Genomic DNA, 25,917 nt, shown 5'->3' with positions numbered 1-25,917 from the left:
CAGACGGAATCCGCCACGCGCCCCAGATGTCGAGGGAACCGACGGCGTCGATACGTCGGGTCCGGCGGTGTGGGTCTCGGGCACAGTTCCTCGCCTTCGGGTCGTTACTCCTCTCATGGTAGGTATTGACGCGTGAACAGTTCAGACGGGGGCCGCCCATCGGACCCCGACCTGCATGATCGCCCCCACAGTGGGCCGCGGGCGACCTACCCCGTCACACAATCGGCGTCGAGTCGTCGGCTCTGGTTCCTCGGATTGTCGGCGCTCGTCGTCATCACCGGCGTCGTCCTGGCGGTCATCGGCTACCAGAAGTTCGCCGACCCCGATGTCTCCGGATCGGCCACCGGCTACGAGATCCTCGACCCCTCGACGGTGGCCGTGCAGTTCACCGTCAACCGCGCCGATCCGTCACGCCCGGTCGCCTGCGTGGTGCGCGCCCGATCCAAGGACGGCTCGGAGACCGGTCGCCGCGAAGTCCTGATCGGCCCCGGTGAGGTGCAAGAAGGCCACCGCGTCGACGTGGCGACGTCGGAACCGCCGGTGATCGGCGAGGTGTTCGGGTGCACCACCGATGTGCCCGCGTACCTCACCGAATCACCCCAGTGACGCGCAACTCAGTGACAGGACGCATACCGGTGACCCAGACAGAACCGCGCGAATCCCGGGCGATCTTCGCCACCGTCTCGAGCCCGTACCTGCCGATGCTGACCGCCCTGTTCGTCGGGGTGATGCTGATCAGCAACATCACCGGCACCAAGGGCGTGCTGCTGTTCGACCAGTGGCTGCATCTCGACGCCGGTCCGATCCATCTCAACGGCCTCGTCACCGACGGCGCGTTCTTCCTTTTCCCGCTCGCCTACGTGCTCGGCGACGTCATCAGCGAGGTCTACGGATTCCGCGCCATGCGCCGGGTCATCCTGGCCGGATTCGTCGTCCTGCTGATCGCCTCCGCCTGCTTCTGGCTGACGATTCACCTGCCCGCCGCGCCGTTCTATTCCGGCCAGGACTCCTTCGAAACCGTCGCCGGCGTGGTCCCCCAATTCCTGCTCGCCGGATTGCTCGGATATCTGGCCGGTGAATTCCTCAATTCCTTTGTGCTGGTGAAGATGAAGGAACGCGCCGGCGAGCGTCGCCTGTGGGCCCGGCTGATCGGCTCGACGGTCGTCGGCGAGTTCGCCGACACCCTGGTCTTCTGTTCGGTCGCCGCGTCCGCCCTCGGCATCTCCACCTGGGGCGACTTCATCAACTACACCGCGGTCGGATTCGTCTGGAAGACCCTCGTCGAGGTGGTCGTCATGCCCATCACCTACCTGGTGGTCGGCTGGCTCAAACGTGCCGAACCGTCGTATGCCGAGGCGTTGGAACGGGTTCATTCCGCCGACACGTGATGTGCGCCTCATGGCAATCACTGCTATCCTGTACTGAAACACGGCTCCGCGAGGGGTCGTGTTGCTGCATTTAGAGCGGACGACAGAGTTCCCGACAAGTTCTACCGCAGTCCATATGTCCCGGTTGAAACCAACGCTCGGGGCGCGGACAACACGAAGGAGTGACCGATGACCGACACCCAGGTGACCTGGCTGACCCAGGAGTCGCATGACCGTCTCAAGGACGAGTTGGACTCCCTGATCGCCAATCGTCCGGTCATTGCCGCCGAGATCAACGAGCGTCGCGAAGAGGGCGATCTCAAGGAGAACGGCGGTTACCACGCGGCCCGCGAGGAGCAGGGCCAGCAAGAAGCGCGCATCCGGCAACTGCAGGAGCTGCTCAACAACGCCAAGGTCGGCGAGGCACCCACCCAGTCGGGTGTGGCACTGCCCGGTTCGGTCGTGACCGTCTACTACGACGGCGACGAGTCCGATTCGGAGACCTTCCTGATCGCCACCCGCGAAGAGGGCGGCGCCAATGGCGGTTCGCTGGAGACCTACTCGCCGAGCTCCCCGCTCGGCGCGGCACTGATCGACGCCAAGGTCGGCGAAACCCGTGAGTACACCGTGCCCAGCGGAGCCACCGTCAAGGTGACCCTGGTCAAGGCGGAGCCGTACCACAGCTGATCTGATCGACGAGCCCTCGATCGCGGTCGCCCCACCCGGGCGGCCGCGATCGTCGCGTAGTGGGCCCCGATGCCCAATCGGTCCCACGCAAAACTAGAACGTGTTACACATGGGGTATGAGTCTGCTCGCATACGCGCGCAGAGCGGGGGTCCTCGTCGTATCCGCGTGGTTCGCGGCCGCGATCGCCGGCGCCGGTTCTGCCTCCGCCACACCCGCCCCGGCATCGGTCGCCTACGTCAACATCGGCGACAGTTACTCCTCCGGGGCAGGCGTGATGCCCACCGCCCCGGGTACGTCGCCCCTGTGCGCGCAGTCCGAGGCCAATTACGCTCACCTCATCGCCCGCCAGTTCGGATATCACCTCACCGACGTGAGTTGCGGCGGCGCGAAGACCGACGATTTCTTCGCCGCCCAATATCCGGGCCTGAGACCGCAACTCGATGCGGTCACCCCGGACGCCGACCTGGTGACCTTCATGATCGGCGGCAACGACGGCATGGTCTTCGCCGAGACCGTCGCCAAGTGCGTCGCCGCAGCGGCGACCACCGGCGGCCAGGGATCGCCGTGCGCAAACACCTACGGCGACAGCATCATTGCGCAGATCACCACCGACACCTACCCGAAGTTGGTCCGCGCGATGGCCGCCGTCCGCGCCAGGGCCCCGGGGGCACGCGTCGCGGTGATCGGCTATCCGTGGATCATGCCCGCTCGATACCAACCCTGCCCGGCCTTCCCCGTCGCCACCGGAGACGTCGCCTACACCCACGGAATCCACGCGGCACTCAATGATTCGATCCAGCGGGCCGCACAGCAGACCGGTGTCACCTACATCGATGCCGCGACCCCGTCAATCGGTCACGACAGTTGCCAACCGGTGGGCGGCCGCTGGGTCGAACCCCTGGTCTCCGATCAACAGATCGTCCCGGTCCACCCAAATGCCCTGGGCGAACGAGAACTGGCCACCATCACGGTCGACGCACTGGATCTCACTCGTTGACACCCGCCCAGCGACGCACACCGCGTCCTCCACGATCCGCCGCCGTCGATCTCCGCGTCGATCTCGGCGCGCCGTCGACCTCGCCCGAACCCCGCTGCGCGTTCCCCGGTGCGCTCGAGGATCGCGAAAGCATTCCCGGCGGCGACGCCGAATCGACGCGCGATCGCCTCGCGGGCAGCGGCATTGTCGGTGATGAGCCCGTTGAAACCCGGCAACACCACTCGCCTGCGGTGCTCTGCAATGGACAGCCGCATCGACAGCGAGATAGCGTCGCGTCGGCGAGTGAGCGGTAGTCATCGTCGTACACGAAGCGAAGGTCACCGGCACAAGCCCGATGGCCTCCCATCCATCATGAATGGAAGGCCATCGACGACAGCATCGCTCAGGCCAGATTGACCGTCACCCCGCCCGAGAACGCGGAGTCGTGCAGTTCGATACTCGCCGGCACGGCATCCTTGGGCATGTCGTAGACCACCTTTGCGGTCACCGTGTTGCCGGGATTGATGTTGTCCCACACGGGGATATCCGATCCGCCGAGCGCGATCTGCGCCGCCGTACTCGGCTCGAAGCTACGACCCTGACTGTCGAACAACTTCTGATCCGACGGCGAGAACCCGTAGGCCTGATCGGAGATGTTCTTGACCGTCATGGTCACCACCACGAACTGCCCCTGCGCCTGCTCGGTCAGATACGGATTGTCGCCCACACTGGCCAGACCCTTCTCGACGCCGGTGACGACGAATTCGAACTTGCCGTCACGCACCGGCGTGTTCAGACCGGCGGCCTGGGCGCCGTTTTCTTCGGTGGCGGTCCCCGCGCCGCCCGAGGTGCCCGACGACGCGGAGTCGTCCGACCCGCCCGCCGACACCGCCGCGACAATGATGATGAACAGCACCACCAGCGCACCAACGATCCACGGCCACTTCCGCTTCCGCTTCCGGGGCACGGGCATCGGCTGCTGGGGCGCACCGTACTGGGGCGCCCCGTACTGGGGTGCGCCGTACTGGGGTGCGCCGTACTGGGGTGCGCCGTACTGGGGTGCGCCGTACTGGGATGCGCCGTACTGGGCCATACCACCCTGCGGCACACCATTCTGGGGCGCGGGCACATACGGCTCCGAACCCTGCTGGGGCTGAACGGGATTCTGGGGATCGGTCATGATGAGTTCCTCCATCTCAGTGCGGCGCCCGGAAGTCGGCTCCGCCTGGCGTCACACACTGCTCAGGAGGTCCGACAGAACCGACCACGCGATCATTCGACCGAATGAGCCACCACTCGGAGCTATTTGATAGCGTCCGATCGAATCGACCGCACTCATGACGTTACGCGGCTTGTGTCCGATTTGGCCGATATGGCACGGACGGGACCTATGGACACGGTCACACAGGACAGCCTGCGCTGCCGACCACCAGATCGGGACATCGAGAACCGTGCGGGGATCGCCGTCGTCTGTGCCACCGGCCGGCCGCGGTCGGTGATGGTGACGGTCTCACCCGCAGCAGCCTCGGCCACCACCGCGGACGCGTTCTGTTTCAGGGCACGGATCCCCACTTCCGACATGTGCTTCGTTGTAGAACAAAGCGCCCGCGCGTCTCGTTCGCCCGCAGCTCCCACGTCGTGTCGCACCCCTCGCCCAGTGGGCTGCGCAGTACCCTCACGCCACGTCGAGCAGCCGGAGCGGCGGGGTCGTCGCATTGTCGCCGAGAGCATCGGAATCGCCATCGGAGCGCACCGAGATGACGTTGTCCTGCAATGCTTTTCCAATCCTCTGGATCAGCTCCGCGATCGAGGCGTCGCCACCCTTGAGGCGACGCCGTGCCGCCAACGGCACGTCGAAACAGGTGGCCTCGACGAGCACGGACTTCTTCCATCCCTCACCGCGAATCCAGTCCAGGTCACGACTGCGGGTGAGCGGCGCGAGCACCACCACGGGTGCCTTCTCCTTCGTCCACCACAGGATTCCGTCGACGTCGACCTCGGGCATCTCCGGAGCGTCGGCGGGCAGGATCTCGCGAAAGCGCAGCGGCGACTTCTCGAAGAGCAGCAGGCCCGCCGGCCCGAGTTCCGCCACGGCCGTGTCCACACCGGGCTCACCTCGGGGTGCCTCGCCGAGACACGTGAGTACATGCTCGGGCACCCAGATCGGGGTGATGCGTTCGAGCGTGTCGACCGCATTGACCGAGTGCACCGCACGCAGCGACGCGAGGCGGATCATCTCGACGATGTCGCCGAGTTCCCCGATCAGCCGGTCCTGATCGTCGCGCGCCCCGAACTCCGACTCGTCGAGGTCTTCGAGCATCGCTTCCACCGACGACATCCGTCGTTGCAACGGGAGCAGGTAGGAGTACCACTCCTCGCCCAGTTCGTCGTGCGCGCCGGCCAGCCGGGCCTGTATCTCGGCGACCGACGTCACCGCCCACGGCACGCGCCGTACGTCGCAGTGGTCGGCGGCGTGGCGCCGTCGGTCGGTGTCACGGCCAGCATGACGGCCTCGGTTCTTCTTCGGTGTGGTGTGGTGTCGTCGTCCCATGCCGGGCAGCGTAAGGCCGATCTGCCCGACCCCAGCCGGCAAATTCCACAGGCCCGCCACCCGCACACAGCCAACCCACAGGCGTGGTCCAGATCACCATCAACCTGCGGGTTCATGGTGGACTCATCGGACTTATCGGTCCCGTAACGAAAGGAGACCCCGATGCGGATTCACAAGCACACCCCCGAGATCCCGATGATCGTCCTCACCGACGATCCCGCAGTCCGCGGCTACGCCGACGTCCTGTTCGACGCGGATGTCCCGGTGGCCATCGTGAGCGCCAGTTACTCCGACGTCGTCCCGTACATGCTCGGCAACAACGGCCACACGGTCGCCTTGGTCGCCGATGTCGACGACCCCGAACAACTCGCCGCGGCGATCCTGACCGTCGAACGACGACTGGGAACGGTCGGGTCGGTCATCCGCTACGGCGCCGACCTGCCGACCAGCCCGCTGCCGACCGCCGCCTGACCTGCGCTGACCTGCCGGGCACCGCGATTACACCGTTTGTCAGCGCGCGTAAGCCAACGTAAGGACGACGACAGCGGCACGGTTCATAGTGGTTGACATGACATCAGCAACCACTGCCGGCCCGGCCCGGGTGAGTGACGGGACCTTCGGGACCGACCTCGCCATCGAGGCCCACGGGCTGGTCAAGACATTCGGATCGAACCGCGCCGTCGACGGCGTCGATCTCGTCGTCCCCACCGGATCGGTGTACGGCGTCCTCGGCCCCAACGGCGCCGGGAAGACCACCACCGTCAGCATGCTGGCCACATTGCTCAAACCGGACGCCGGCACCGCCAAGGTCTTCGGTTTCGACGTCGTCGCCGACGCGGTCGCGGTGCGGTCGCTCGTCGGCGTCACCGGGCAGTACGCGTCTGTCGATGAGGACCTGACCGCGACCCAGAACCTGGTCGTCTTCGCCCGACTCCTCGGATTGTCCCGCAAGGCATCCAAGGCACGCGCCGCCGAACTCCTCGAAGAGTTCTCTCTCTCCGAGGCCGCCGACCGTCCGCTCAAGGACTTCTCCGGCGGCATGCGACGACGACTCGACCTCGCCGCCAGCCTCATCGACACTCCTCCCCTGCTGTTCCTCGACGAACCCACCACCGGCCTGGACCCACGGACCCGGGCACAGATGTGGGATACCATCCGCAACCTCGTCGCCGGTGGCTCCACGGTGCTGCTGACCACCCAGTACCTCGACGAGGCCGATCAACTCGCCGACCGCATCGCGGTCATCGATCACGGTCGCGTCATCGCCGACGACACCGCCGACGCACTGAAGAACTCGGTCGGCTCGGCCACCCTGCAGCTGAGGCCCGCCGATCGCACCGCGGCGCCGCGGGTGGCCGAGATCGTCGAACGCGTTCTCGGTGAACCGGCCGCTCTCTCGGCGGAGGCCGGTCGGGTCTCGGCATCGCTGCACCGCCCCGACCTCGTTCCCGATGTCCTCATCGCGATGCGCGCCGACGGCATCAGCGTCGACGAGATCACCGTCCAGAAACCCAGCCTCGACGAGGTGTTCCTCACCCTCACCGGCAAACCCGCCGAGAACGAAGGCGCCTCCGATCACGATGCGAACGAGGAGAATCAGGCATGACCACCACCGTCGCACCCACATCCGTTCCCCAGGCCATCACCACCCGCGACGTCCGTGGCCAGGCCAAACGCTCGGTCAGCCTCGTCGAGGCGATCCGTCAGTCATTCACGATGGCCTACCGCGGCGTGCTCAAGATCCGCCACAACCCCGAGCAACTCTTCGACGTGACGATCCAGCCGATCGTCTTCACCTTGATGTTCACCTACATCTTCGGCGGGGCGATCAGTGGCAATGTCCACGCCTACCTGCCGGTGATCATTCCGGGCATCATGGTGCAGACCGTGATCATGACGTCGATCGTCACCGGCACCCAACTCCGCGAGGACATGGACAAGGGCGTGTTCGACAGATTCCGCTCGCTCCCGATCGCGCGGATCTCTCCCCTGTCGGGGGCGTTGCTCGCCGACGTGATCCGCTACCTGATCGCCAGCACGCTGACCATCGTGATGGGCATCATCCTGGGTTGGCGTCCGGACGCGCTCGGCGCGATCGCCTCGGCCCTGCTCGTCATGATCTGCAGCTTCGCGGTGTCCTGGATCTTCGCCCTGATGGGCTGCCTGATGAGTAAGGCCTCAGCAGTGCAGGGCATTTCGCTGCTCATCATGTTCCCCCTGACCTTCATGTCCAATGCCTTCGTCCCGGTGAGCACCATGCCGGGGTGGTTGCAGGGATTCGTCAACGCCAACCCGGTGAGTCACCTGGTCACCGCGGTTCGTGATCTGACCGCCAATGGACAGGCGACCATCCACGTCGTGTGGGCCCTGCTGGGCGCGTTGGTCATCACCGTGATCTTCGCCCCGCTCGCGGTGCGCGCCTATATGCGTAACGCCTGATCCGCATCGCTGTACGACGCCAGGATGGACCGCACCTCCGCGGCCGCCTGGCGTCGTCGTATCCGCTCGACGTCACGAATGTCGTTGTCCCACCGGAGAGAATCCACCTCTGACAGCTCACGCATGTCGCGATCGACGAGGTAGAGTCCGAGGCTGTCACGGCGCGCCCCCATCTGCCGCGACAGCATCAGCAGCCGTACCCCGTCGTCGTGGGTGCGCGGATCGTCGAGGAGCACGTAGCCGGCGGCGAGGACGATGCTCCCCGCCTGCGGCACGTCGAACCATCCCCCGGTGTAGGTCGAGATCATCCCCTCGACGATCATCGGGACGAACTCCCGCGCCTGCTTCGCCCGCCCGCATCGCATCAGTCCCACCTGGGCCATCGCCACCACCATGGCCACACTCGGATCACCGGCACTGATCGGATAATCTCGGCGCAGCACCGCCAAGGCGCGCCGGTAGAGGTCACCGGCCACGTCCACCTCGCCGCGAGCGAGCTCGTACTCCGCGTGCGACAACAGGATTCCCGCGGCCATCTCCGGATTGGCCTGAGGGTCGGGATCGGCGGGCGTCCACCCCTCCGACAGGATCGCCAACTCCGTTGCCGCATCGTCCAATTCACCCAGAGCCACCAGGGTGATCACCAGGTGGACGCGGGCCTGGATCTCGTCCTCGTACGCCCCGAGCCGGATGAGGTCGACCACGCCCACCCGATAAAAGTCGACGGCGGTTCGCCAGTGTGCCTGCTGGCCATGGATACTCGCGATCCGCACCTGCGCCATTCCGGACAGCCAGACATCCCGCGAGGCGGCCACCGCATGGAGCCTCAGCGCGTCGGCGAGTGCCCCGTCGAGTTGACCGAGGTTCTCCCGCAGGTTCATTCGCGCCGACAGCGCGGCGATCGAGACCGAGGCATCCGGCGAGAGGGTTGCCCGCACGATGTGGCGCAGCGCCGCGATCGGGGTGCGGCTGAGCACACATGCGGTGACGAGATCCGTCGTCGACCGATAGGTCAGATCCCTTCGGAACAGCCTCCGCAGAAAGTAGCGGCCGGTGGCCAGTGCGCGCAGATCGTGCTGGAGCACCCGGTGCGCCATCGACATCAGCAGGGTGGCCTGCCAGGCCCGGCGCACCGCGGTATCGTCGACCAGCACAGGCGGAGGCGGTAGCACACCGAGAAGCCTTCCGCCCCAGTTCATCACCTCCGCGTGCAGACCTCGCGCCATCCAGAAGCCGGCGAGGATCGGAAACACCGTGACCACAGTGTTGACCACCGCGGTGTCGACCGCGCCGTCGGCACCCGGCGTGGCACCGGACGGCACCGGATCGGACTGCACGGCAGGATCGGACTGCACAGGGAGATCGGGCGGCGAGGTATCGAGCGCGTCAACGCAGACGCGGAGCACCCAGACGAGATTCTCCGCATCGGCCGCCACTGCGCCGATCAACTCCTCGTCCACGCCGTCCTCGTACGACGCCATCACGTCAGCGGCCAGCGACCGCGCCCAGCGGCGCATCCCGGCCTGGACGCCCTCGGATTCGCCTGCGTCGGAAGCGAGTTTGCCCTCACCGAATTCGCGCACCATCTCCAGCATGCGATACCGCACATGACCGCCCTCCTCAGCGACGGTCAACAGCGACTGGTTCACCAACGACGCCAGCGCGTCGTCGAGGCGGACTCCCCGGAAACCGGTGACGATCTCGGCCGCATCGGTGGTGAACCCCGCCGGGAACCGGCACAGACGACGCAGGGCGGCCCGGGCGTCGTCGTCGAGCAGATCCCAACTCCAGTCGATCACCGCGTACAACGTGCGGTGCCGGTCCGGTGCGCTGCGATCGGCTCCGCGCAACAACGCGAACCGCTCGGCCAACCGGCCGGCGACCTCGTCCACCGTCATCGTCCGGATCCGGGCGGCGGCCAGTTCGATGGCCAACGGCAAGCCGTCGAGGTGACGGCAGAGTCCGGCCACCGCGGCGGGATCCAGGTCGGCGCCCGGCCGGACCGCGACCGCGCGCGTCACGAACAATTCCATTGCCGCACCGCCACCCTCGACGTCGAGCACCGGTAACAGGTAGATCTGCTCGGCGGGCAGCATCAACGGTGAACGACTCGTGACCAGAACCCGTAGCGCCGGATCGGCGGCGAGGAGATCGGCGACGAGGCGGGCGCAACGGTCGATGACCTGCTCACAGTTGTCCAGGATCAGCAGGACCCGCCGGCCGCGCAGCGCGTCGAGCAGCCGCTCCTGCAGATCGCCGACGGCCCGTCGGGGACGACCGCTGCCGGTCAGCTCGGCCTCGCCGACGCCGAGTGCGGCCGCGATGGCCGGGACGACGTCGTCGTCGTTGCGAATCGGCGCCAACGGCACGAAGTGCACGCTGTCGCCGGCGTCGACGCGCCGATGCCCCACCCGGTTGGCCACCCGCGTCTTGCCGACGCCACCGGGGCCCTGCACCGTCACCAACCGGTGCGTCCCCAGCAGCGCGTCGATCGCCTCGACGTCGTGGGCACGACCGATCAGACCTGTTGTCTCGGAGAATAATCCGGATGAGCGGCCACGCCGCGGACTCGCGGTGTCACCGGCCGGGGTGAGGCCGTCGTGTGCAGCGCCGGCGAGCAGTTCGTCATGCAACGCCGAGATCTGCGGACCCGGGTCGACGCCGAGTTCGGCCGCGAGCGCCCGCCGTAGTCGGGCGTACACCGAGATCGCGTCGGCGCCCCGCCCCATCGCCACCAGCGCACGCATCAGATCCAGATGCGCAGACTCGTCGAGGATGTCGGTCCGGCAACGCTTTTCGGCGATCGATCGTGCCAGATCGAAATCCCCCCGGGCCATCGCGGCACCACCGCGACGACGATCGAGGGCGTCGGCGACCTCGGTGGCACGAGTCCGCACCTGCTCGATCAGCTCATCGGAACCGTCGGCTCCGAGATCGTCCCCGGCCGTACCCCGGAACCAGCCCATCGCATCCGCCAGCGACGTCGCATCCTCATCAGAGGCGCAGGCCATCACCACATCGAGATCGGTCCGGCATCCCACCAGTCGGTATCCGGTGCCGGATGCCTCGATGTGCGCGGCACCGAGCAGGCCTCGCAGCCGCGAGATCTGGGTGTGCAGCGCCGACGCCGGTGATCGTGGCGGGGTATCGCCCCACACATCGTTGATGAGTCGCTCGGCCGACCGGGTCCGGCCGCCGGCCAGTGCCAGCGAGGTCAGCAGGCGTTTGGCGCGGATGCCGGGCACCACCGTGATCGCGGAATCCTCCGGCAGCGCACCACTATCGGGTCCGGCCACGGTGATGACCGCCACCGGACCCAGTAGCCCGATGATCGTCTGTTGCTCCGGCCCCACCCCGCCAGGGTAGTGGACGACGGCACACCGTCACCGCAATCTGCTTCGTCGAGAACCTCGTCATGACTACTGTCGTGTCATGGCGCGCAGCTACGACCTCGAACCGTTCGAACTCGACTTCTTCGACACCGCCCCGATCCGGTTTCGCATCGATGTGAACATCCCGGTGACGCCCGCACGGGCGTGGGCGGAGCTGACCCGGCAGAACACGCTGGACTGGTGCAAGCCCATCAAGTCGATCCACTTCACCTCACCGGCCCCCTACGGCGTCGGCACCACGCGGCGGGCGGTGCTCGCCCCGGGATATCTCACCCTCAACGAGTACTTCTTCGATTGGACCGAGGATCCGGAGACCACTAAGTACCACAACGCTTTTCGGGTGGAATCGGTCAATGTCCCGGGGTTGCGACGCTTCGGCGAGTACACCGAGATCACGCCGGCCGCAGTCGGCTCACGACTGGTGTGGACCTTTGCGTTGGAACTCGGGCCGTCCTCGCGAGCCCTCAACGCGTTCTCCAATCCCGCGTCGACACCGGTGTTCCGCACCATCGAGGCCGATACCCTGCGCCACTTCGCGCATCTGTCACCGCAGGGCTGAGCACCAGGCCTGAGCACCGCAGGCCCGAGCACCAGGTCTGGGCACGCAGTGCCGGGCACCGCACGTCAGCGGACGAACCCGACCTGCGACAGCGCCGCACGCACGGCGACCTGATGGTCGGGGCCGCGGGTCTCGGCGCTGACGGTCACCTGGACCTCGCCCAGCGACAGCCCTTCGGCGACCCTCGAGTGCACCACGTCGACGACGCTGGCGCCCTGCTCACGGAGCAGTTCCAGCAGTGAGATCAACCCGCCGGGCCGATCGGGTACCGACGCGGTGATCGTCAGAAATCGACCTGCCGCGCTCAGACCGGTGGTGGTGACGTGGCTCAGCACCAGCGGATCGATGTTGCCGCCGGATGCCACCACACACACCTGCCCCGACACGTCCCCGAGTGCGCCGTCCATCAATGCCGCCACCGCGGCCGCGCCGGCGGGTTCGACGAGCAGCTTCGCCCGCTCGAGCATCAACAGCAGTGCCGTCGCCAGCGATTCCTCGCTGACGGTGACGACGTCGTCGACGAGTTCCCGGATGTGGGCGAACGGCACCTCGCCCGGCAGCGCGACCGCGATACCGTCGGCCATCGTGGACATCTCCCGCGCCGCCACCGGATGACCGGCGCGCAGTGATTCCGGCCAGGCAGCGGCCGAACGCGCTTGTACCCCGACGATCCGGATCCCCGGATGGTCGGGCTTGATCGCGGCAGCCACCCCCGCGAGCAGACCGCCGCCGCCGAGCGGCACCACGACCGTGGTGACGTCGGGGAGTTGTTCGAGGATCTCGACGCCCACGCCGGCCTGCCCGAGCACGATGTCGCGATGATCAAACGGATGGATCAGGACCGCGCCGGTGCGGTCAGCGTATTCCTGTGCGTACGTGAGGGATTCGTCGACGGTCGCTCCCGCCAACTCGACCTGGGCGCCATAGGCACGGGTGGCGACGACCTTGGGCAGGGCCGCACCCACCGGCATGTACACCCGGGCGGCGATGCCGAGTCGGGCCGCCGACCACGCCACCCCCTGGGCGTGGTTACCGGCGCTGGCCGCGACGACACCCCGGCGTCGTTGTGACTCCGACAGTCGCGAGATCCGGTAGTAGGCGCCGCGCGGCTTGAACGAGCCGGTGCGCTGCAAGTTCTCGCATTTGATCCAGACGTCGGCGCCGACCCGTTCGGAGAGCACCCGCGAGGCCACCATCGGTGTCCGCCGCATGACACCGCTCAGCGCGGTTGCGGCCGCACTGATGTCGGTCGGGGTGAGCAACATCGCCGGATACCTGTGCCGGGTGTCTCGCGGCGGCTTACTTCAGGGCCTGCTCGAGATCGGCGATGATGTCGTCGATGTCCTCGATACCCACCGACAGCCGCACCAGATTCGACGGAACCTCCAGCAACGACCCGGCCGTCGAGGCATGGGTCATCGCGCCCGGATGCTCGATGAGTGATTCGATGCCGCCGAGGGATTCGGCGAGGGTGAACACCTCGGTCCGCCCGCAGAACTTCTTCGCGTCGTCGACGTCGCCTTTCACCAGGACCGACACCATGCCGCCGAATCGCTTCATCTGCTTGGCCGCGACCTCATAGCCGGGGTGCATCGGCAGTCCGGGATAGAGCACCCGCTCGATGCGATCGTGGTTCGACAGGAAGTCCACGACGGCTTCGGCGTTGTCGCAATGCTTTTCCATCCGGACCGCCAAGGTCTTGACGCCGCGCATCGTCAGATAGGCGTCGAACGGTCCGGGAACCGCGCCCGCGCCGTTCTGCAGGAAGGCGATCTTCTCGTCGAGTTCGGCGTCATCGGTGATGAGCGCCCCGCCCACCACGTCGGAGTGTCCGCCGAGGTACTTCGTGGTCGAATGCAGTACCACGTCGGCGCCCAGCGTCAGCGGCTGCTGCAGGTACGGCGTGGCAAAGGTATTGTCCACCACCAGTTTCGCCCCGGCATCGTGGGCGACGGCTCCGATCTCCTCGATGTCGCCGACGTTGAGCAACGGGTTGGTGGGGGTCTCCACCCACACCAACTTGGTGGCGGGAGTGATGGCCGAACGGATCGCATCGACGTCGGTCACCGGCGCGACGGAGTAGTCGATCCCCCACTGGGTGAAGACCTTGTCGATCAGGCGGAAGGTGCCACCATAGGCGTCGTTGGGGATGACCAGGTGATCGCCCGGACGCAGCGAGGCCCGCAGCAGCGCGTCGGTGGCGGCCATACCGGAGGCGAAACCCCGTCCGTACGTGCCGCGTTCGATGGCCGCCAGGTTCGCCTCCAGGACACGACGAGTCGGATTTCCGGTGCGGGCGTACTCGAATCCGTCGCGCATGCCGCCCACACCGTCCTGGGCGAAGGTCGAACTCGCGTAGATCGGGACGTTGACGGCGCCGTTGAGCGGGTTCGGCTCGTACCCGGCATGGATCGCGTCGGTGGAAAACCCCCTGCGGCGCTCGCTGTCGTGTCTGTCACTGCTGTCTCGACGCTGACTGTCACTCACGTGCAACTCCTCCTCGCTGAGCTGGTGGACTCGCCGGACTAACCGGCGGTGATGGTGGGGTGGGTACTGACGAAGGACAGGAGATCGTGGCGGGTGATGACGCCGATCGGCTTGCCGTCCTCGACCACCATGAGAGCGTCGGTATCCGAGAGTGCCTTGGTGGCCGCCGACACCGGCTCACCCGAACCGATGAGCGGGAACGGTTCTCCCATATGCGCCGACACCGGATCGGCGAGGCTGGCGCGCCCCTCGAACACGGCACTGAGCAGATCCCGCTCGGTGACCGCACCGGCCACCTCACCGGCCATTACCGGAGGCTCGGCGCCGACCACCGGCATCTGGGAGACGCCGTATTCACGCAGGATCTCGATGGCGTCACGCAGGGTCTCCGACGGATGCGTGTGCACCAGATCCGGCAATGCCCCGGTCTTGCCGCGCAACACGTCGCCGACGAGCGACTCCGGCCTGGTGCTGTCCAGCGGCGTGCGGAGGAATCCGTAACTGCTCATCCACTCGTCGTTGAAGATCTTGGCCATGTAGCCGCGGCCACCGTCGGGAAGCAACACGACGACGACGGCTTCGGGACCCTCACGCTCGGCCACCTGCAGTGCCGCCACCACGGCCATGCCGCAGGACCCACCGACCAGCAGTCCCTCCTCACGGGCCAACCGACGCGTCATGTCGAAGGAGTCGGCGTCGGAGACCGCGATGATCTCGTCGGGCACGCTGGGGTCATAGGCCTCGGGCCAGAAATCCTCGCCGACACCCTCGACGAGATACGGCCGGCCGGTTCCACCGGAATACACCGAGCCCTCCGGATCGACGCCGATCACCTTCACCGCGCCGCCGGACACCTCCTTGAGGTAGCGGCCGGTGCCGGTGATCGTTCCACCGGTTCCGACACCGGCGACGAAGTGGGTCACCTTGCCGTCGGTGTCGGCCCAGATCTCCGGTCCGGTGGTCTCGTAGTGACTTTGCGGTCCGGCCGGGTTGGCGTACTGGTTGGGCTTCCATGCGCCGTCGATCTCGCGGACGAGGCGGTCGGAGACGCTGTAGTAGCTGTCGGGATGATCGGGCGCGACGGCCGTCGGGCACACCACCACCTCGGCACCGTAGGCGCGCAGGACGTTGCGTTTGTCCTCACCGACCTTGTCCGGGCACACGAACACGCACTTGTAGCCGCGCCGCTGCGCGACGAGCGCCAGGCCGACGCCGGTGTTACCGGAGGTGGGTTCGACGATCGTGCCGCCGGGGCGCAGTTCGCCGGACTTCTCGGCGGCCTCGATCATCCGCAGGGCGATCCGGTCCTTACTGCTTCCCCCGGGATTGAGGTATTCGACCTTGGCCGCGACCAGCCCGGAACCGGGCGTGACCACCGAGTTGAGCTTGACCAGGGGCGTGTTGCCCACCAGGTCGACCACAGAATTGGCGATGCGCATGGCTCCATCGTCCCAGAGTCGCTCGGCGCCGTGGAAACCGACATCGGGGCAGGGGCCACTCGTGGTGCTACTAAGCTGGCTGACGTGTCCGGCACCCGCTCCAGCGACCACCGACTCCTGCGTGATCTGGGCGCCACCGCAGCCGCGACGTCCGCTGCGGCGGGGATCACCTGGGGCGGCTACAACCTATTGGTCTGGCAGGCCCAGAAGGCTCGCACGGTCATCCCGCACCGCACCGACAACGCCCCCAACGGCGACGGCATCTACCGGCCCGATGGCACCGGACCGTATCGGGTGACCCGCGAGAACCGCGACGTCGTCGAATTGAATCTGGCGGTCTTCGGGGATTCGACGGCCGCCGGACTCGGCGCCGACACCCCTGCTCAGACGCCCGGGGCCCGGCTGGCACGGCGCATCGCCGTCGACACCGACAACGTGGTGCGCTACAGCAACAAGGCGATCGTCGGGGCCACGTCCAAGGGGCTGGGCGCCCAGATCGACGCCATGCTGATCGCCGGTCATCGTCCCGACATCGCGGTCATTCTCATCGGCGCCAACGACGTGACCGCCCGCAACGGGATCCGCGCCTCGGCCTCCCGCCTCGGCGAGGCGGTGCGACGGCTGCGTGCCGTCAACGCCCAGGTAGTGGTCGGCACCTGCCCGGACCTCGGCGCCATCACCGCGATACCCCAGCCGCTGCGCACGGTCCTGCGCCTGTGGGGCGCCCGCCTCGCCGCCCGGCAGAAGGCCGCGGTCCGCGGGGCCGGTGGGCGGCCGGTGCCCCTCGCGGATCTGCTCACCGACCATTTCCGCCAATCCCCTGACCGCATGTTCTCCGTCGACCGGTTTCATCCCTCTGCCGACGGATACGAACTCGCCGCAGACATCCTGCTCCCGGAAACCCTTGCCGCGATCGGCGAATGGGGACCGGCTCCTCTCCCACGGCTTCCCGAGGTGTCGCCGACGGTCAAGTCGAGCAGACTCATGGATCGCCTGCTGCGGCGTGTGCGCGACGTCGACTGAGTTGTCACGGACCTCGTGCACAGGGCTCCCGGCGCTGTGACGTAATCTGAGCCGCATGCCTGAAGCCGTCATCGTCGCCCATGCACGTTCCCCGATCGGCCGCGCCGCCAAGGGATCCCTCAAAGACATCCGCCCGGACGAGTTGTCCCGGCAGATGATCGCTGCCGCTCTCGCGAAGGTCCCCGAACTCGATCCGAAGGACATCGAGGACATCCACTGGGGCATCGGCCAGCCCGGTGGACAGGGCGGTTATAACATCGGCCGCGTTCTGGCTGTCGAACTCGGATACGACCACATCCCCGGCGTCACCGTGAACCGCTACTGCTCATCGTCTCTGCAGACCACCCGGATGGCACTGCATGCGATCCGGTCCGGAGAGGGCGATGTGTTCATCTCCGGTGGGGTGGAGAGTGTGTCGAGCTTCGGGATCTCCGGGGCAGCCGACGGGGCACCGAATTCGAAGAACCCACTCTTCGACGAGGCCATCGCCCGCACCGCCAAGACCGCCGAAGGCGGCGCTCCCCAGTGGCACGATCCGCGCGAGGACGGCGTCCTGCCCGACGTCTACATCGCGATGGGCGAGACCGCGGAGAACGTCGCGTCCTACACCGGCATCTCCCGCGAGGATCAGGACCGGTGGGGTGTGCGCAGTCAGAACCGTGCCGAGGAGGCCATCAAGGCGGGCTTCTTCGAGCGTGAGATCGATCCGGTCACGCTCCCCGACGGCACGGTCGTCAGCACCGACGACGGTCCCCGCGCCGGCACCACCTACGAGAAGATCAGCCAGCTCAAGCCGGTGTTCCGTCCCGACGGCACCGTCACCGCCGGTAACGCCTGCCCACTCAACGACGGTGCCGCGGCGCTGGTCATCATGAGTGACACGAAGGCCAAAGAACTCGGACTGACCCCGCTCGCACGTGTCGTCGCCACCGCAGCGACCGGCTTGTCCCCGGAGATCATGGGCCTCGGCCCGATCGAGGCGATCCGCAAGGTGCTCACCGTCTCGGGCATGGCACTGTCCGACATCGACCTGGTGGAGATCAACGAGGCCTTCGCAGTGCAGGTTCTCGGATCGGCCGACGTGCTCGGCATCGACCACGACAAGCTGAATGTATCCGGCGGGGCGATCGCGCTGGGGCATCCGTTCGGCATGACCGGTGCACGCATCACCACCACCCTCCTCAACAACCTGCAGACCCACGACAAGACCTTCGGCATCGAGTCGATGTGTGTCGGCGGCGGACAGGGTATGGCGATGGTGCTCGAGCGGCTGAGCTGACCAGACCCGATCAACGACAGAACCCCGCCTCCGGAATCCGGACGCGGGGTTCTGTCGTTCTGGTGACTAGTCGGACTGGAAGTAGCTCAGCAGTCGCAGGATCTCGACGTAGAGCCAGACCAGCGTGACGGTCAGACCGAGCGCCACACCCCACGCGGCACGCGACGGTGCACCCGCCCGGATCAGCCGATCGGCGGCATCGAAATCGATGAGGAAGCTGAACGCTGCGATCGCGATGCAGATCAACGAGAAGATGATGGCGATCGGGCCACCGTCGCGCAGGATGCCCGCGCTGTGGGTGAACAGGCCCAGGATCAGGTTGCCGACCATCAGCACGATCACACCGATGAGACCGGCGAAGAGCATGCGGGTGAATCGCGGGGTGACGCGGATCGCGCCGACCTTGTAGACGACCAGCATGCCGAAGAACACGCCGAAGGTACCGAGCACCGCCTGACCGATGAGCGCACCGGCGTTGGCGCTGTCGGCGATGACCCAGTTGCCGAACACATACGAGATCGAGCCGACGAAGAGCCCCTCGAACAGCGCGTACGCGAGCACGATGGCGGGATTGTCCTGCTTGCGGCCGAAGCTCGCGACGAGAACCAGGATCAGGCCGACGATCGCACCCACGCCGGCCAACGGGCCGGCGAGGGCTTCGTTGGACGCGCACAGGAAGTAGGCCACGATCGCCGAGATCGAGAGCACGCCGAGCGTGATCGCCGTCTTGGTTACGACATCGTCGATCGTCAACTGCCGTGTCGTGGGCGGGGCCGGGGTATACGGCTGGGTCGGCTGTCCGTACTGGTTGAACATGGCGGCCTGGCCGGCTCCGGCGGCGCCGGTCCCGAAGCCCGCATAGCCGCCGGCGGTCTGATTGTCGCGGACCACTCCGCGCATCACCGGATTGCTACTGTCTCGCACTGCTGCTCCCTATCTGAACCTGAGTGGACGTCGTGCCACATCGTGTGTGGACGGGACTGTTCTGCTGTGACCAACGCGGAAGTCGCCCCCTGAGTTCCGACTTTACCTTCTCTTGACCATCATGGGGCGAGTCGGCACCTGACCGATATGTCCGTATGGGCCGCGATCAGCGTCGCAGAGCGGCGAGCAGCCGTCGCAACTCGTGGGGCTGCTCACATCCGGTGACCCCCATGACCGCTCGACCCAGACACACCGCGCGCAGCGTGACCTCGGCACGGTCGAAGTCCTCACCCCAGCTCAACGTGGGCTTGGCGATCATCAGCGAGGCGAGACCGTGGGCGGTCGACCACAACTCGAGCACGATGTCGCCGACGTCCGCAGGATCGAAGATCCCGGCCTCGGCGACCTCGTTGATGGTCTCGGTGACCCGGACGAACGCCGAGACCGCGAGCACCTCGTCGACCTTGGTGGTGGTGTCGATCGTGGTCGCCGAGAACGCCTGCCGGTACAACACCGGGGTCGACACGGCGAACCGCACGTATGCCATGCCCAGGCAGAACGCCCGTTCGAGCGGGTCGTCGACGCCGGTGGTCGCGGCCACCAGACGATCATCGAGCTGTTCGAAGTACCGCGCACAGACGGCGTCGAGCAACGCGTCCTTGTCGGCGAAGTGCAGATAGATCGACGGCGGCGTCACCCCGACCCGCGTCGCCACGGCACGGATCGACACGCCCGCCGCGTCCCGCTCGTCGAGCAGCAGCTCGGTGGCCGCGTCGATGATCTCCTCGGCGAGGAGTTCACCCGACCCGCGGGGCGACCGACTTCGTCGGTGGGACCTGGTCACTGTTCTCCTGCTCATCGAAACCGGGCTGGTCGAATTGTCCGGCGGCCCCCTCTTCGGACAATCCGATGCGATCGTGCAGTGCCCGCAGCGGGCGCGGCGCCCACCAGTTGTAGCGGCCCGCCAAACGCATGAACGCGGGGACGAGCAGCATCCGGATGATCGTCGCATCCATCAGAACGGCCAGCGTCAGTCCCACCCCGAACATACGCATGAACGACACCTCCGACACGGCAATCCCGGCGAACACGATGCTCATCAGCAGGGCCGCGGCGGTGACGACTCGTCCGGTCCGCGCGATACCGACGGCGACCGCGTGATCGTTGGCCGCCCGGGTGCGGTCGGAGGACAGCCATTCCTCCCGAATGCGTCCCAACAGGAACACCTCGTAGTCCATCGACAACCCGAACGCGACACAGAACATCAGCACCGGCATGGTGGCGACGAGGTATCCCGTCGCGGTGGTACCGAGGCCGTCGAGGTGCCCGTCCTGGAAGAACCAGACCATCGCCCCGAAGGTCGCCGACAGCGACAGGATGTTGAGCACCAACGCCTTCAGCGGCAGCACCACCGACCCGGTGAACAGAAACAGCAGGATGAACGTGGCCACGGCGATGATCAGCAGCACCCAGGGCAGATGTGCATAGATCGAGTCGACGGTGTCGGTGTTGGCCGCCTGCAACCCGGTGATCCCGACGTCGAGGCCCGCGGGTGTCGGTACCGCCCGGAGCGCCTCGAGTTGGTCGGCCCCCTCCGACGTCAGCGGTTGCACCTCACTGGAAATCGTCACCAGTGACGTCACCTGGTCGTCGGCGTCCGTCCGGTTGTCGGCGGGATCGGGCGGCGCCACCTGGTTGCCGTCGACGAAGCCGCCCGCGCCGCCGGAGATCGAGGTCACCCCGTCCACTCGGGACAGCTCCGATGCGTACCGTGCACGCGCCTGGTCGTCGACCGGCCCGGAGATCACCACGGTCAGCGTCGAACTCAGGTCGTCGGTGAACTGATCGCGGATCTCTTCCTGGACCTGGTGTGTGCTCGCCGATTGCGGGAGAACACGGTCGTCGGGGAACCCGAAGGTGATCGAGAGGAATGGCACGCCCAAGATGACGAGAAACGCGATGACCGCGGCCGCGACCGGGGCGGCATGCCGCAGAACCCACCCGACGAACCGATACCACCGGCCCTGTTCGATCGGCACCGGGGCGGGTTCGCCCTGGCCCCGCAGCCTGCGGATACCGCGCCGCACGTCGAGCGCGTCGATACGGGCACCGAGGAGTGTGAGCGCGGCGGGCGTCACGATCAGCGCCGCGAGTACTGCGATGACCACAACTCCCAGACCGGCGTAGGCAAAGGACCGCAGGAAGTACATCGGGAACACCGCGAGCGCGCACATCGACAGCGCCACCGTGACCGCGGAGAACGCGACCGTGCGCCCGGCGGTGTTCATCATGATGAAGATGGCCGTCCGCCGGTCCCGGCCCGCGGTGACCTCCTCCCGATAGCGCGTCACCAGCAACAGCGTGTAGTCGATGGCCAACGCCAAACCCAGTGCGGTGGTGAGGTTGAGCGCGAAGATGGAGACGTCGGTGATCGACCCGACCAGACGCAGCAACGCGAACGTCACCACGATGGCGATGATTCCGACGACGATCGGCAGGGCCGCCGCGACGAGACCTCCGAACACCACGATCAGGACGAGGAAACTGATCGGGATGGCGATCGCCTCGGCCATCGCGAGGTCCTTCGTCGTCTGCTCGTTGACCTGACCGAACACCAGTGCCTGCCCACCCGCGCGCACCGTGATCCCATCGTGCTCGCCGACGAATCGCTGCTCGATGTCCTCGGCGTAGGACGGCGCGTTGGCGTCGCCGCCATCGATGGTGGCCACGATCAACGCCGACGAGCGATCGGCGCTCAGCAGCGCCGGCGCCAGCGACGGTTGTTGCCACACCGACAGGATCGGTTGTTGCACATGCCCGGTCGCGGCCAGGTCGGTGACCATCTGGCGTCCGAGGGCGACCGCCGTGGGATCGCGCGACATGTCGGTCCCGGCCGGGCCGTCGAGTTTGAACACCAGTTGCGGACCGCCGCGGTGAAAGGTCTCGTTGACCACCGCGGCGGCCTGCGCGGATTCCGAGTTCGGGTCCTCGTAGCCCGCCGAGAGCAGGTGCCCGGCCGCCGATGCCCCGTACAGGCCGCATCCGATCAGGATCAGGAACAGCACGGCCAGAACACGTTTCGGCGCGGAGACAGCGATGGTGGTGATTCGGGTCAGCATGGTTCCCTCACGAGGAGTCAGTGACTTATCGACGTTAAGTTAACGCTATTAAGTCACCAGGTCAACAGTGAGTACTCGATTGGGACCACACGATCGCCGGTGCGGCCAGGTCTGGCATGCTGTTCAGCGCGCCCCTATAGCCCAATTGGCAGAGGCAGCGGACTTAAAATCCGCACAGTGTCGGTTCGAGTCCGACTGGGGGCACCCATCACCACGCCTTCGGCGGTGACTTGGTTGGCGATCGCCTTCGCCCCGGGGCCTGCGATGCGAGGACTTGGACGCGGCGCTGGGCGGTGGTGCTGATGAGCTTGCCCTCGCCGCGTTTGCGTTTCTGTTCGAGTGCTACTCGGGTGCGGGTGCTGATCTTGCGGCGTTCCTCGGCGGCCACCGCCAGGCGGATGTCGGCCTGGAACCGCTGGCTCGGGTCGCCGCTGTCGGCTCCTTCGCAGTCCATCAGCCTCCAGCCGTAGTCGTTGGCGCGCTTTATGATCTGCGCGGCGTCCAACCGATCGCGGGTGACGCGGTCCAAGGCGCGCACGAGGAGGCCCTGCGCCACTCCCGATTCCACAGCGGCTACGGCCACCTCGCGCCCGAACCTGGCGTCGGCCTTGGCTCCAGTGACCACGTCGGTGGTGACGGTGAGCAGTTCGTGGCCGTGCTAGTTGAGCTCGGCGTCGACCCGAATGATCGTGAGGCGCTGCTGTTCACGCGGTCCTCGCTGGTGACGGCGAGCGCCGCCGCAGGCAAGGCCGCGCCGATCGACGGAGTCACGACGGCACTGCGTGAGCCGGAGGTCCTGGCCGACGACGTGCGTCATGCCGCCCGGCTCGGCCTGACGGGTAAGTTTTGTGTCCACCCGTCGCAGGTTCCCACGGTGCATGAGTGCCTCACCCCCACCGACGAAGAGATCGCCTGGGCGCGTTCGATTGTCGCGGCTGCCTCATCAGGTGATTCGGCGGTGGCCGTGGACGGCCACATGGTCGACGCCCCGGTGGTGGCCCGCCGCGGGGCGTAACTCAGGGAGGACGAGATCATCCACGAGAGTGTGGGCGAACCGGCCGCCGCATAGATGCCTCGGTGGAACTTGTGGTTGAGGCGCTCTACCTCGTCGTTGTCGCCGCGATCGACGGCCGCCTCGAGATCGGCCTGGATCGTCTCGAGCGCAACGAGGTCGGTCTCCTCGATCCGATCGGTCGCGCGGGCGGTGAGCTCGCCGCCGAGGAGAGCCTGGCCGGTGAAGACATCGGAGATGTCGGTACTGCTCAGCGGCGCGACCGTGAATCCGCGGCGCGGTTGCACCCGCAGCATCCCCTCGCTCTGCAGCGACAGCAGGCCCTCGCGCGCCCGCGTCGCCGACACGCCGAGTCCCTCGACGACGTTCTCCGGCCGGATGAACTCGCCCGGAAGCAGTCGGCCGGAGACGATAGTTCACGCACAAATGCCGACACCTCGTCGGACAACCGGGGACGCCGTCGACGCCGCGCCGAGTCGTCGGCAATCGCACTGTCCGCCATGGTCTATAGAGTGAGCTTTCGACGCCGATGTCCGCGGGCCCCGGCGCACCGACACGCAGGAAGACGACGATCGAGATGGCTCAAGTGCTGCTGGTCGAGGACGACAGCGCCATCCGCACTGCGCTCACGCGCGGGCTGACCGATCTCGGCCACGTGATGAATCCGGTCGCCTCCGGGGTCGCCGCGATCGCCGAGCTCGGCACCGCGCGGCCTGATGTGGTGGTGCTCGACCTCGGTCTGCCCGACATGGACGGCGCCAACGTCCTCGCCGTCACCCGGGCGATGCATGACGACCTCCCGGTGATCGTGGCCACGGCGCGGGACGACGAGCGCGACATCATCCGACTTCTCGACGCCGGTGCCGACGACTACCTGGTCAAACCGTTCTCGGCCGCACAGATGGACGCCCGAATCCGGGCGGTGCTGCGTCGATTGGGCACCGGGCCTGTCGACAGCGGGCTGTCGGTGGGTGGTCTGCGCCTCGATCAGGTCGGGCGTACCGTGACGCTCGACGGGCGGCAGATCGAGCTGACGCGCAAGGAGTTCGACCTGCTCGCACTGTTGATGCAGCACCCCGGTGAGGTGATCTCCAAGTCTCGCCTCCTCGCCGAGGTCTGGCATATGCCGTGGGGCGGGGGTGACCGCACCGTCGACGTCCACCTGTCCTGGTTGCGACGAAAGCTGGGCGAGACCGCCGCCACCCCCCGCTATCTGATCAGCGTGCGCGGCGTCGGGGTCAAACTCGTCGACCCCGAGGAGCCGCGATGAGCCTGAGGGCACGAATCCTTTTGTTGGCCATCGGGATCGCGTTGCTGATCATCGTCCTGGCCGGCATCCCGATCGCAGTCATGATGCGCACCACCGTCTACGACCACGCCGCTGAGGAGGCCCGGGACGCCGCGCAGGCGAGCGCCGACTACCTGAGCACGGGACAGTTCGACGACGAACTCCTCGCCCAGTACCTCGCCCGCGCCAACGACCGCTCCCGCGTCCAGGTGACTGTGGTGATGGGCGACGGCGACGTGCTCGGGGCGGCTCTGCCCGCCGGTGTCGAGACCCCGCCGGCGACCGGTGCGCGCCCGCACCACGAGCATGACCGCGACCCCCGATACACCGATCTGGACAACGTATCCACCCCGCAGACCACCCGGACCACCGCAGGAGACACCGTGGCCACGGTGTCGGTCGGTGGTCCCCAGGGACGCGACACCGTGTACGCGGTCAATCCTGCCGATCACGTTCAGGACGAGGTCCGTGACCGCTACCTGCTGATCGCCGGCGCCGCGGTGTTCCTGCTGGCGTTCGCCGGGCTTGCCGCGGAGGTGACCTCGCGGCGCCTGGTCCGCCCGCTGCGCCAGACGGCTGCCACCGCGGAGCGGCTCAGTCGGGGTGACCTGCTGGCGCGGGCACCGACCACCGGGCCGAGCGACGTCGCGCAGGTGGCCATCGAGCTCAACGCACTCGCCGACCGCATCGACGAATTGCTGGCGTCCGAACGCGAGACCATCGCCGATCTGTCCCATCGCCTGCGCACACCGATGACCGCGATACGTCTCTCGGTCGAGGCGTTGCCGCCCGGCGAGCTGACCACCGAGCTCGAAGCCCACGTGGCCGCCCTGGAACGGACGCTCACCCAGGTGATCCGCGACGCTCGCCGCCCGCAACGCGAAGGCGTCCATCCGCGCTGCGACGCACGCGAGGTGGTCAGCTCGCGAGTCGCGTTCTGGCAGCCCCTGGCCGAGGACCAGGGCCGCGACGTGGACGTGTCGATCGCCGACGGCGACCTCCACGTGCGTGCCGCACGGGAGGATCTCGCCGACGCCGTGGACGCACTGGTCGAGAACGTCCTTGCCCACACACCCGAGGGAACCGCCTTCGCCGTGTGCCTCGGCCTGGCGGGCACGACGGTGTTGTTGGACGTGCTCGATGCCGGAGACGGCGTCTCGCCCGAAGCGCTGGCGCGTGGACGCAGCGACCGGGGATCCACCGGGCTCGGACTCGATATCGCGCGCTCGGTGGCCGAGAGCGCCGGCGGCGGGCTCGAACTCGTCACTGCCGAGACCTCGGGGATGTCGGGGATGTCCGGGGTGCGGCTGCGGATGCATGTGTCCACGACCGGTGCCGAGGGAGATTTGAGGTCGATTTAACGGTGTGACAAGG

The 25,917-nt window shown here is 67.2% G+C and carries 24 protein-coding genes, 1 tRNA gene and 2 pseudogenes; 14 read left to right on the top strand and 13 right to left on the bottom strand.

What is annotated here, in order from left to right; translation table 11 throughout:
- Positions 1–132: 132 nt before the first annotated feature.
- The 4 genes from ACWDPV_RS14785 (at position 133) to ACWDPV_RS14770 (ending at position 3,052) form a co-directional block, all read left to right on the top strand.
- On the top strand, positions 133–606 hold the full coding sequence (locus ACWDPV_RS14785; protein WP_449743589.1) for a DUF4307 domain-containing protein: 474 nt from the start codon (positions 133–135) through the stop codon (positions 604–606).
- A 29-nt stretch (positions 607–635) separates the two neighbouring features.
- Entirely contained in the window at positions 636–1,388 is a 753-nt protein-coding gene (locus tag ACWDPV_RS14780; protein WP_449743588.1) for a queuosine precursor transporter, read from the top strand.
- 168 nt (positions 1,389–1,556) lie between these two features.
- Positions 1,557–2,054, top strand: coding sequence for a transcription elongation factor GreA (gene greA / locus ACWDPV_RS14775; protein ID WP_348802738.1), 498 nt, complete (start codon positions 1,557–1,559; stop codon positions 2,052–2,054).
- Positions 2,055–2,170: 116 nt separating this feature from the next.
- Positions 2,171–3,052, top strand: a complete 882-nt coding sequence (locus tag ACWDPV_RS14770; protein WP_449743587.1) for an SGNH/GDSL hydrolase family protein — start codon at positions 2,171–2,173, stop codon at positions 3,050–3,052.
- Here the strand turns inward: ACWDPV_RS14770 and ACWDPV_RS14765 are convergent.
- The 4 genes from ACWDPV_RS14765 to ACWDPV_RS14750 all read right to left on the bottom strand — a co-directional run bounded on the left by ACWDPV_RS14765 (position 2,965) and on the right by ACWDPV_RS14750 (position 5,582).
- A complete protein-coding gene (locus ACWDPV_RS14765) occupies positions 2,965–3,318 on the bottom strand; it encodes a HipA N-terminal domain-containing protein (protein WP_449743690.1) in 354 nt (117 codons plus the stop codon). The two genes, ACWDPV_RS14770 and ACWDPV_RS14765, sit on opposite strands and share 88 nt — an antisense overlap.
- 116 nt (positions 3,319–3,434) lie before the next feature.
- A complete protein-coding gene (locus ACWDPV_RS14760; RefSeq protein ID WP_449743586.1) occupies positions 3,435–4,211 on the bottom strand; it encodes a DUF4352 domain-containing protein in 777 nt (258 codons plus the stop codon).
- 155 nt (positions 4,212–4,366) lie between these two features.
- Positions 4,367–4,612 (bottom strand): type II toxin-antitoxin system Phd/YefM family antitoxin, encoded by a 246-nt coding sequence (locus ACWDPV_RS14755; RefSeq protein ID WP_449743585.1) that lies wholly within the window; start codon positions 4,610–4,612, stop codon positions 4,367–4,369.
- Positions 4,613–4,706: 94 nt separating this feature from the next.
- Entirely contained in the window at positions 4,707–5,582 is an 876-nt protein-coding gene (locus tag ACWDPV_RS14750; protein ID WP_449743584.1) for a hypothetical protein, read from the bottom strand.
- Between the two features lie 162 nt (positions 5,583–5,744).
- Here ACWDPV_RS14750 and ACWDPV_RS14745 point away from each other — a divergent pair, with 162 nt between their 5' ends.
- From ACWDPV_RS14745 to ACWDPV_RS14735, 3 genes are all read left to right on the top strand, one after another.
- Positions 5,745–6,053, top strand: coding sequence for a hypothetical protein (locus ACWDPV_RS14745; protein ID WP_449743583.1), 309 nt, complete (start codon positions 5,745–5,747; stop codon positions 6,051–6,053).
- Positions 6,054–6,150: 97 nt separating this feature from the next.
- Positions 6,151–7,188 (top strand): ATP-binding cassette domain-containing protein, encoded by a 1,038-nt coding sequence (locus ACWDPV_RS14740; RefSeq protein ID WP_449743582.1) that lies wholly within the window; start codon positions 6,151–6,153, stop codon positions 7,186–7,188.
- Positions 7,185–8,021 (top strand): ABC transporter permease, encoded by an 837-nt coding sequence (locus ACWDPV_RS14735; RefSeq protein ID WP_449743581.1) that lies wholly within the window; start codon positions 7,185–7,187, stop codon positions 8,019–8,021. Before ACWDPV_RS14740 ends, ACWDPV_RS14735 begins: the two co-directional genes overlap by 4 nt.
- Here ACWDPV_RS14735 and ACWDPV_RS14730 read toward each other — a convergent pair.
- A complete protein-coding gene (locus ACWDPV_RS14730; RefSeq protein ID WP_449743580.1) occupies positions 8,003–11,374 on the bottom strand; it encodes a BTAD domain-containing putative transcriptional regulator in 3,372 nt (1,123 codons plus the stop codon). The two genes, ACWDPV_RS14735 and ACWDPV_RS14730, sit on opposite strands and share 19 nt — an antisense overlap.
- Before the next feature lie 79 nt (positions 11,375–11,453).
- On the opposite strand from ACWDPV_RS14730, the gene ACWDPV_RS14725 reads away from it, so the two are divergent.
- The gene (locus ACWDPV_RS14725) at positions 11,454–11,972 is read left to right on the top strand and encodes an SRPBCC family protein (RefSeq protein WP_449743579.1); all 519 of its coding nucleotides are present in this window, start codon (positions 11,454–11,456) and stop codon (positions 11,970–11,972) included.
- A gap of 65 nt (positions 11,973–12,037) precedes the next feature.
- Here ACWDPV_RS14725 and ilvA read toward each other — a convergent pair whose 3' ends face one another.
- Genes ilvA through ACWDPV_RS14710 form a run of 3 tightly spaced genes read right to left on the bottom strand, consistent with a single transcriptional unit; the run spans position 12,038 to position 15,898 of the window.
- The gene (gene ilvA / locus ACWDPV_RS14720; protein ID WP_449743578.1) at positions 12,038–13,237 is read right to left on the bottom strand and encodes a threonine ammonia-lyase; all 1,200 of its coding nucleotides are present in this window, start codon (positions 13,235–13,237) and stop codon (positions 12,038–12,040) included.
- 34 nt (positions 13,238–13,271) lie between these two features.
- On the bottom strand, positions 13,272–14,459 hold the full coding sequence (locus ACWDPV_RS14715) for a cystathionine gamma-synthase (protein WP_449743577.1): 1,188 nt from the start codon (positions 14,457–14,459) through the stop codon (positions 13,272–13,274).
- A 38-nt stretch (positions 14,460–14,497) separates the two neighbouring features.
- A complete protein-coding gene (locus ACWDPV_RS14710) occupies positions 14,498–15,898 on the bottom strand; it encodes a cystathionine beta-synthase (protein WP_449743576.1) in 1,401 nt (466 codons plus the stop codon).
- An 84-nt stretch (positions 15,899–15,982) separates the two neighbouring features.
- On the opposite strand from ACWDPV_RS14710, the gene ACWDPV_RS14705 reads away from it, so the two are divergent.
- Positions 15,983–16,921 (top strand): SGNH/GDSL hydrolase family protein, encoded by a 939-nt coding sequence (locus tag ACWDPV_RS14705; protein ID WP_449743575.1) that lies wholly within the window; start codon positions 15,983–15,985, stop codon positions 16,919–16,921.
- A 55-nt stretch (positions 16,922–16,976) separates the two neighbouring features.
- Positions 16,977–18,200, top strand: a complete 1,224-nt coding sequence (locus ACWDPV_RS14700; protein WP_449743574.1) for an acetyl-CoA C-acetyltransferase — start codon at positions 16,977–16,979, stop codon at positions 18,198–18,200.
- Positions 18,201–18,266: 66 nt separating this feature from the next.
- On the opposite strand, the gene ACWDPV_RS14695 is transcribed toward ACWDPV_RS14700, so the two are convergent.
- The 3 genes from ACWDPV_RS14695 to ACWDPV_RS14685 all read right to left on the bottom strand — a co-directional run bounded on the left by ACWDPV_RS14695 (position 18,267) and on the right by ACWDPV_RS14685 (position 22,243).
- Entirely contained in the window at positions 18,267–19,124 is an 858-nt protein-coding gene (locus tag ACWDPV_RS14695) for a Bax inhibitor-1/YccA family protein (RefSeq protein WP_449743573.1), read from the bottom strand.
- Positions 19,125–19,290: 166 nt separating this feature from the next.
- Positions 19,291–19,968, bottom strand: coding sequence for a TetR/AcrR family transcriptional regulator (locus tag ACWDPV_RS14690; RefSeq protein ID WP_449743572.1), 678 nt, complete (start codon positions 19,966–19,968; stop codon positions 19,291–19,293).
- On the bottom strand, positions 19,922–22,243 hold the full coding sequence (locus ACWDPV_RS14685; RefSeq protein ID WP_449743571.1) for an MMPL family transporter: 2,322 nt from the start codon (positions 22,241–22,243) through the stop codon (positions 19,922–19,924). Before ACWDPV_RS14685 ends, ACWDPV_RS14690 begins: the two co-directional genes overlap by 47 nt.
- A 130-nt stretch (positions 22,244–22,373) precedes the next feature.
- Between ACWDPV_RS14685 and ACWDPV_RS14680 the strand changes: the two genes are divergently transcribed.
- A tRNA-Leu gene (locus tag ACWDPV_RS14680) sits at positions 22,374–22,447 on the top strand.
- Positions 22,448–22,451: 4 nt separating this feature from the next.
- On the opposite strand, the gene ACWDPV_RS14675 is transcribed toward ACWDPV_RS14680, so the two are convergent.
- Positions 22,452–22,826, bottom strand: coding sequence for a recombinase family protein (locus ACWDPV_RS14675; RefSeq protein ID WP_449743689.1), 375 nt, complete (start codon positions 22,824–22,826; stop codon positions 22,452–22,454).
- A gap of 78 nt (positions 22,827–22,904) precedes the next feature.
- On the opposite strand from ACWDPV_RS14675, the pseudogene ACWDPV_RS14670 reads away from it, so the two are divergent.
- Positions 22,905–23,258 (top strand): annotated as a pseudogene (locus ACWDPV_RS14670) (HpcH/HpaI aldolase/citrate lyase family protein); the annotation flags it as partial.
- 47 nt (positions 23,259–23,305) lie between these two features.
- Here ACWDPV_RS14670 and ACWDPV_RS14665 read toward each other — a convergent pair.
- Positions 23,306–23,635, bottom strand: a pseudogene (locus tag ACWDPV_RS14665) (GntR family transcriptional regulator); the annotation flags it as partial.
- Positions 23,636–23,832: 197 nt separating this feature from the next.
- On the opposite strand from ACWDPV_RS14665, the gene ACWDPV_RS14660 reads away from it, so the two are divergent.
- Together ACWDPV_RS14660 and ACWDPV_RS14655 are read left to right on the top strand one after the other, a co-directional pair.
- Positions 23,833–24,525, top strand: coding sequence for a response regulator transcription factor (locus ACWDPV_RS14660; RefSeq protein WP_449743570.1), 693 nt, complete (start codon positions 23,833–23,835; stop codon positions 24,523–24,525).
- On the top strand, positions 24,522–25,904 hold the full coding sequence (locus tag ACWDPV_RS14655; RefSeq protein ID WP_348802772.1) for a HAMP domain-containing sensor histidine kinase: 1,383 nt from the start codon (positions 24,522–24,524) through the stop codon (positions 25,902–25,904). Before ACWDPV_RS14660 ends, ACWDPV_RS14655 begins: the two co-directional genes overlap by 4 nt.
- Positions 25,905–25,917: the final 13 nt, after the last annotated feature.

It is taken from the genome of Gordonia sp. NPDC003504, assembly GCF_053587995.1.
This window is presented reverse-complemented; position numbering and strand designations above follow the sequence as displayed.

Excerpts from the sequence above, each read along its gene's own strand:
- ACWDPV_RS14725 (WP_449743579.1), top strand. The coding sequence starts at position 11,454 with ATGGCGCGCAGCTACGACCTCGAACCGTTCGAACTCGACTTCTTCGAC.
- ACWDPV_RS14735 (WP_449743581.1), top strand. The coding sequence starts at position 7,185 with ATGACCACCACCGTCGCACCCACATCCGTTCCCCAGGCCATCACCACC.
- ACWDPV_RS14740 (WP_449743582.1), top strand. The coding sequence starts at position 6,151 with ATGACATCAGCAACCACTGCCGGCCCGGCCCGGGTGAGTGACGGGACC.
- ACWDPV_RS14755 (WP_449743585.1), bottom strand. The coding sequence starts at position 4,612 with ATGTCGGAAGTGGGGATCCGTGCCCTGAAACAGAACGCGTCCGCGGTG.
- greA (WP_348802738.1), top strand. The coding sequence starts at position 1,557 with ATGACCGACACCCAGGTGACCTGGCTGACCCAGGAGTCGCATGACCGT.
- ACWDPV_RS14760 (WP_449743586.1), bottom strand. The coding sequence starts at position 4,211 with ATGACCGATCCCCAGAATCCCGTTCAGCCCCAGCAGGGTTCGGAGCCG.
- ACWDPV_RS14660 (WP_449743570.1), top strand. The coding sequence starts at position 23,833 with ATGGCTCAAGTGCTGCTGGTCGAGGACGACAGCGCCATCCGCACTGCG.
- ACWDPV_RS14745 (WP_449743583.1), top strand. The coding sequence starts at position 5,745 with ATGCGGATTCACAAGCACACCCCCGAGATCCCGATGATCGTCCTCACC.
- ACWDPV_RS14655 (WP_348802772.1), top strand. The coding sequence starts at position 24,522 with ATGAGCCTGAGGGCACGAATCCTTTTGTTGGCCATCGGGATCGCGTTG.
- ACWDPV_RS14770 (WP_449743587.1), top strand. The coding sequence starts at position 2,171 with ATGAGTCTGCTCGCATACGCGCGCAGAGCGGGGGTCCTCGTCGTATCC.
- ACWDPV_RS14710 (WP_449743576.1), bottom strand. The coding sequence starts at position 15,898 with ATGCGCATCGCCAATTCTGTGGTCGACCTGGTGGGCAACACGCCCCTG.
- ACWDPV_RS14685 (WP_449743571.1), bottom strand. The coding sequence starts at position 22,243 with ATGCTGACCCGAATCACCACCATCGCTGTCTCCGCGCCGAAACGTGTT.
- ilvA (WP_449743578.1), bottom strand. The coding sequence starts at position 13,237 with ATGTTGCTCACCCCGACCGACATCAGTGCGGCCGCAACCGCGCTGAGC.
- ACWDPV_RS14750 (WP_449743584.1), bottom strand. The coding sequence starts at position 5,582 with ATGGGACGACGACACCACACCACACCGAAGAAGAACCGAGGCCGTCAT.
- ACWDPV_RS14700 (WP_449743574.1), top strand. The coding sequence starts at position 16,977 with ATGCCTGAAGCCGTCATCGTCGCCCATGCACGTTCCCCGATCGGCCGC.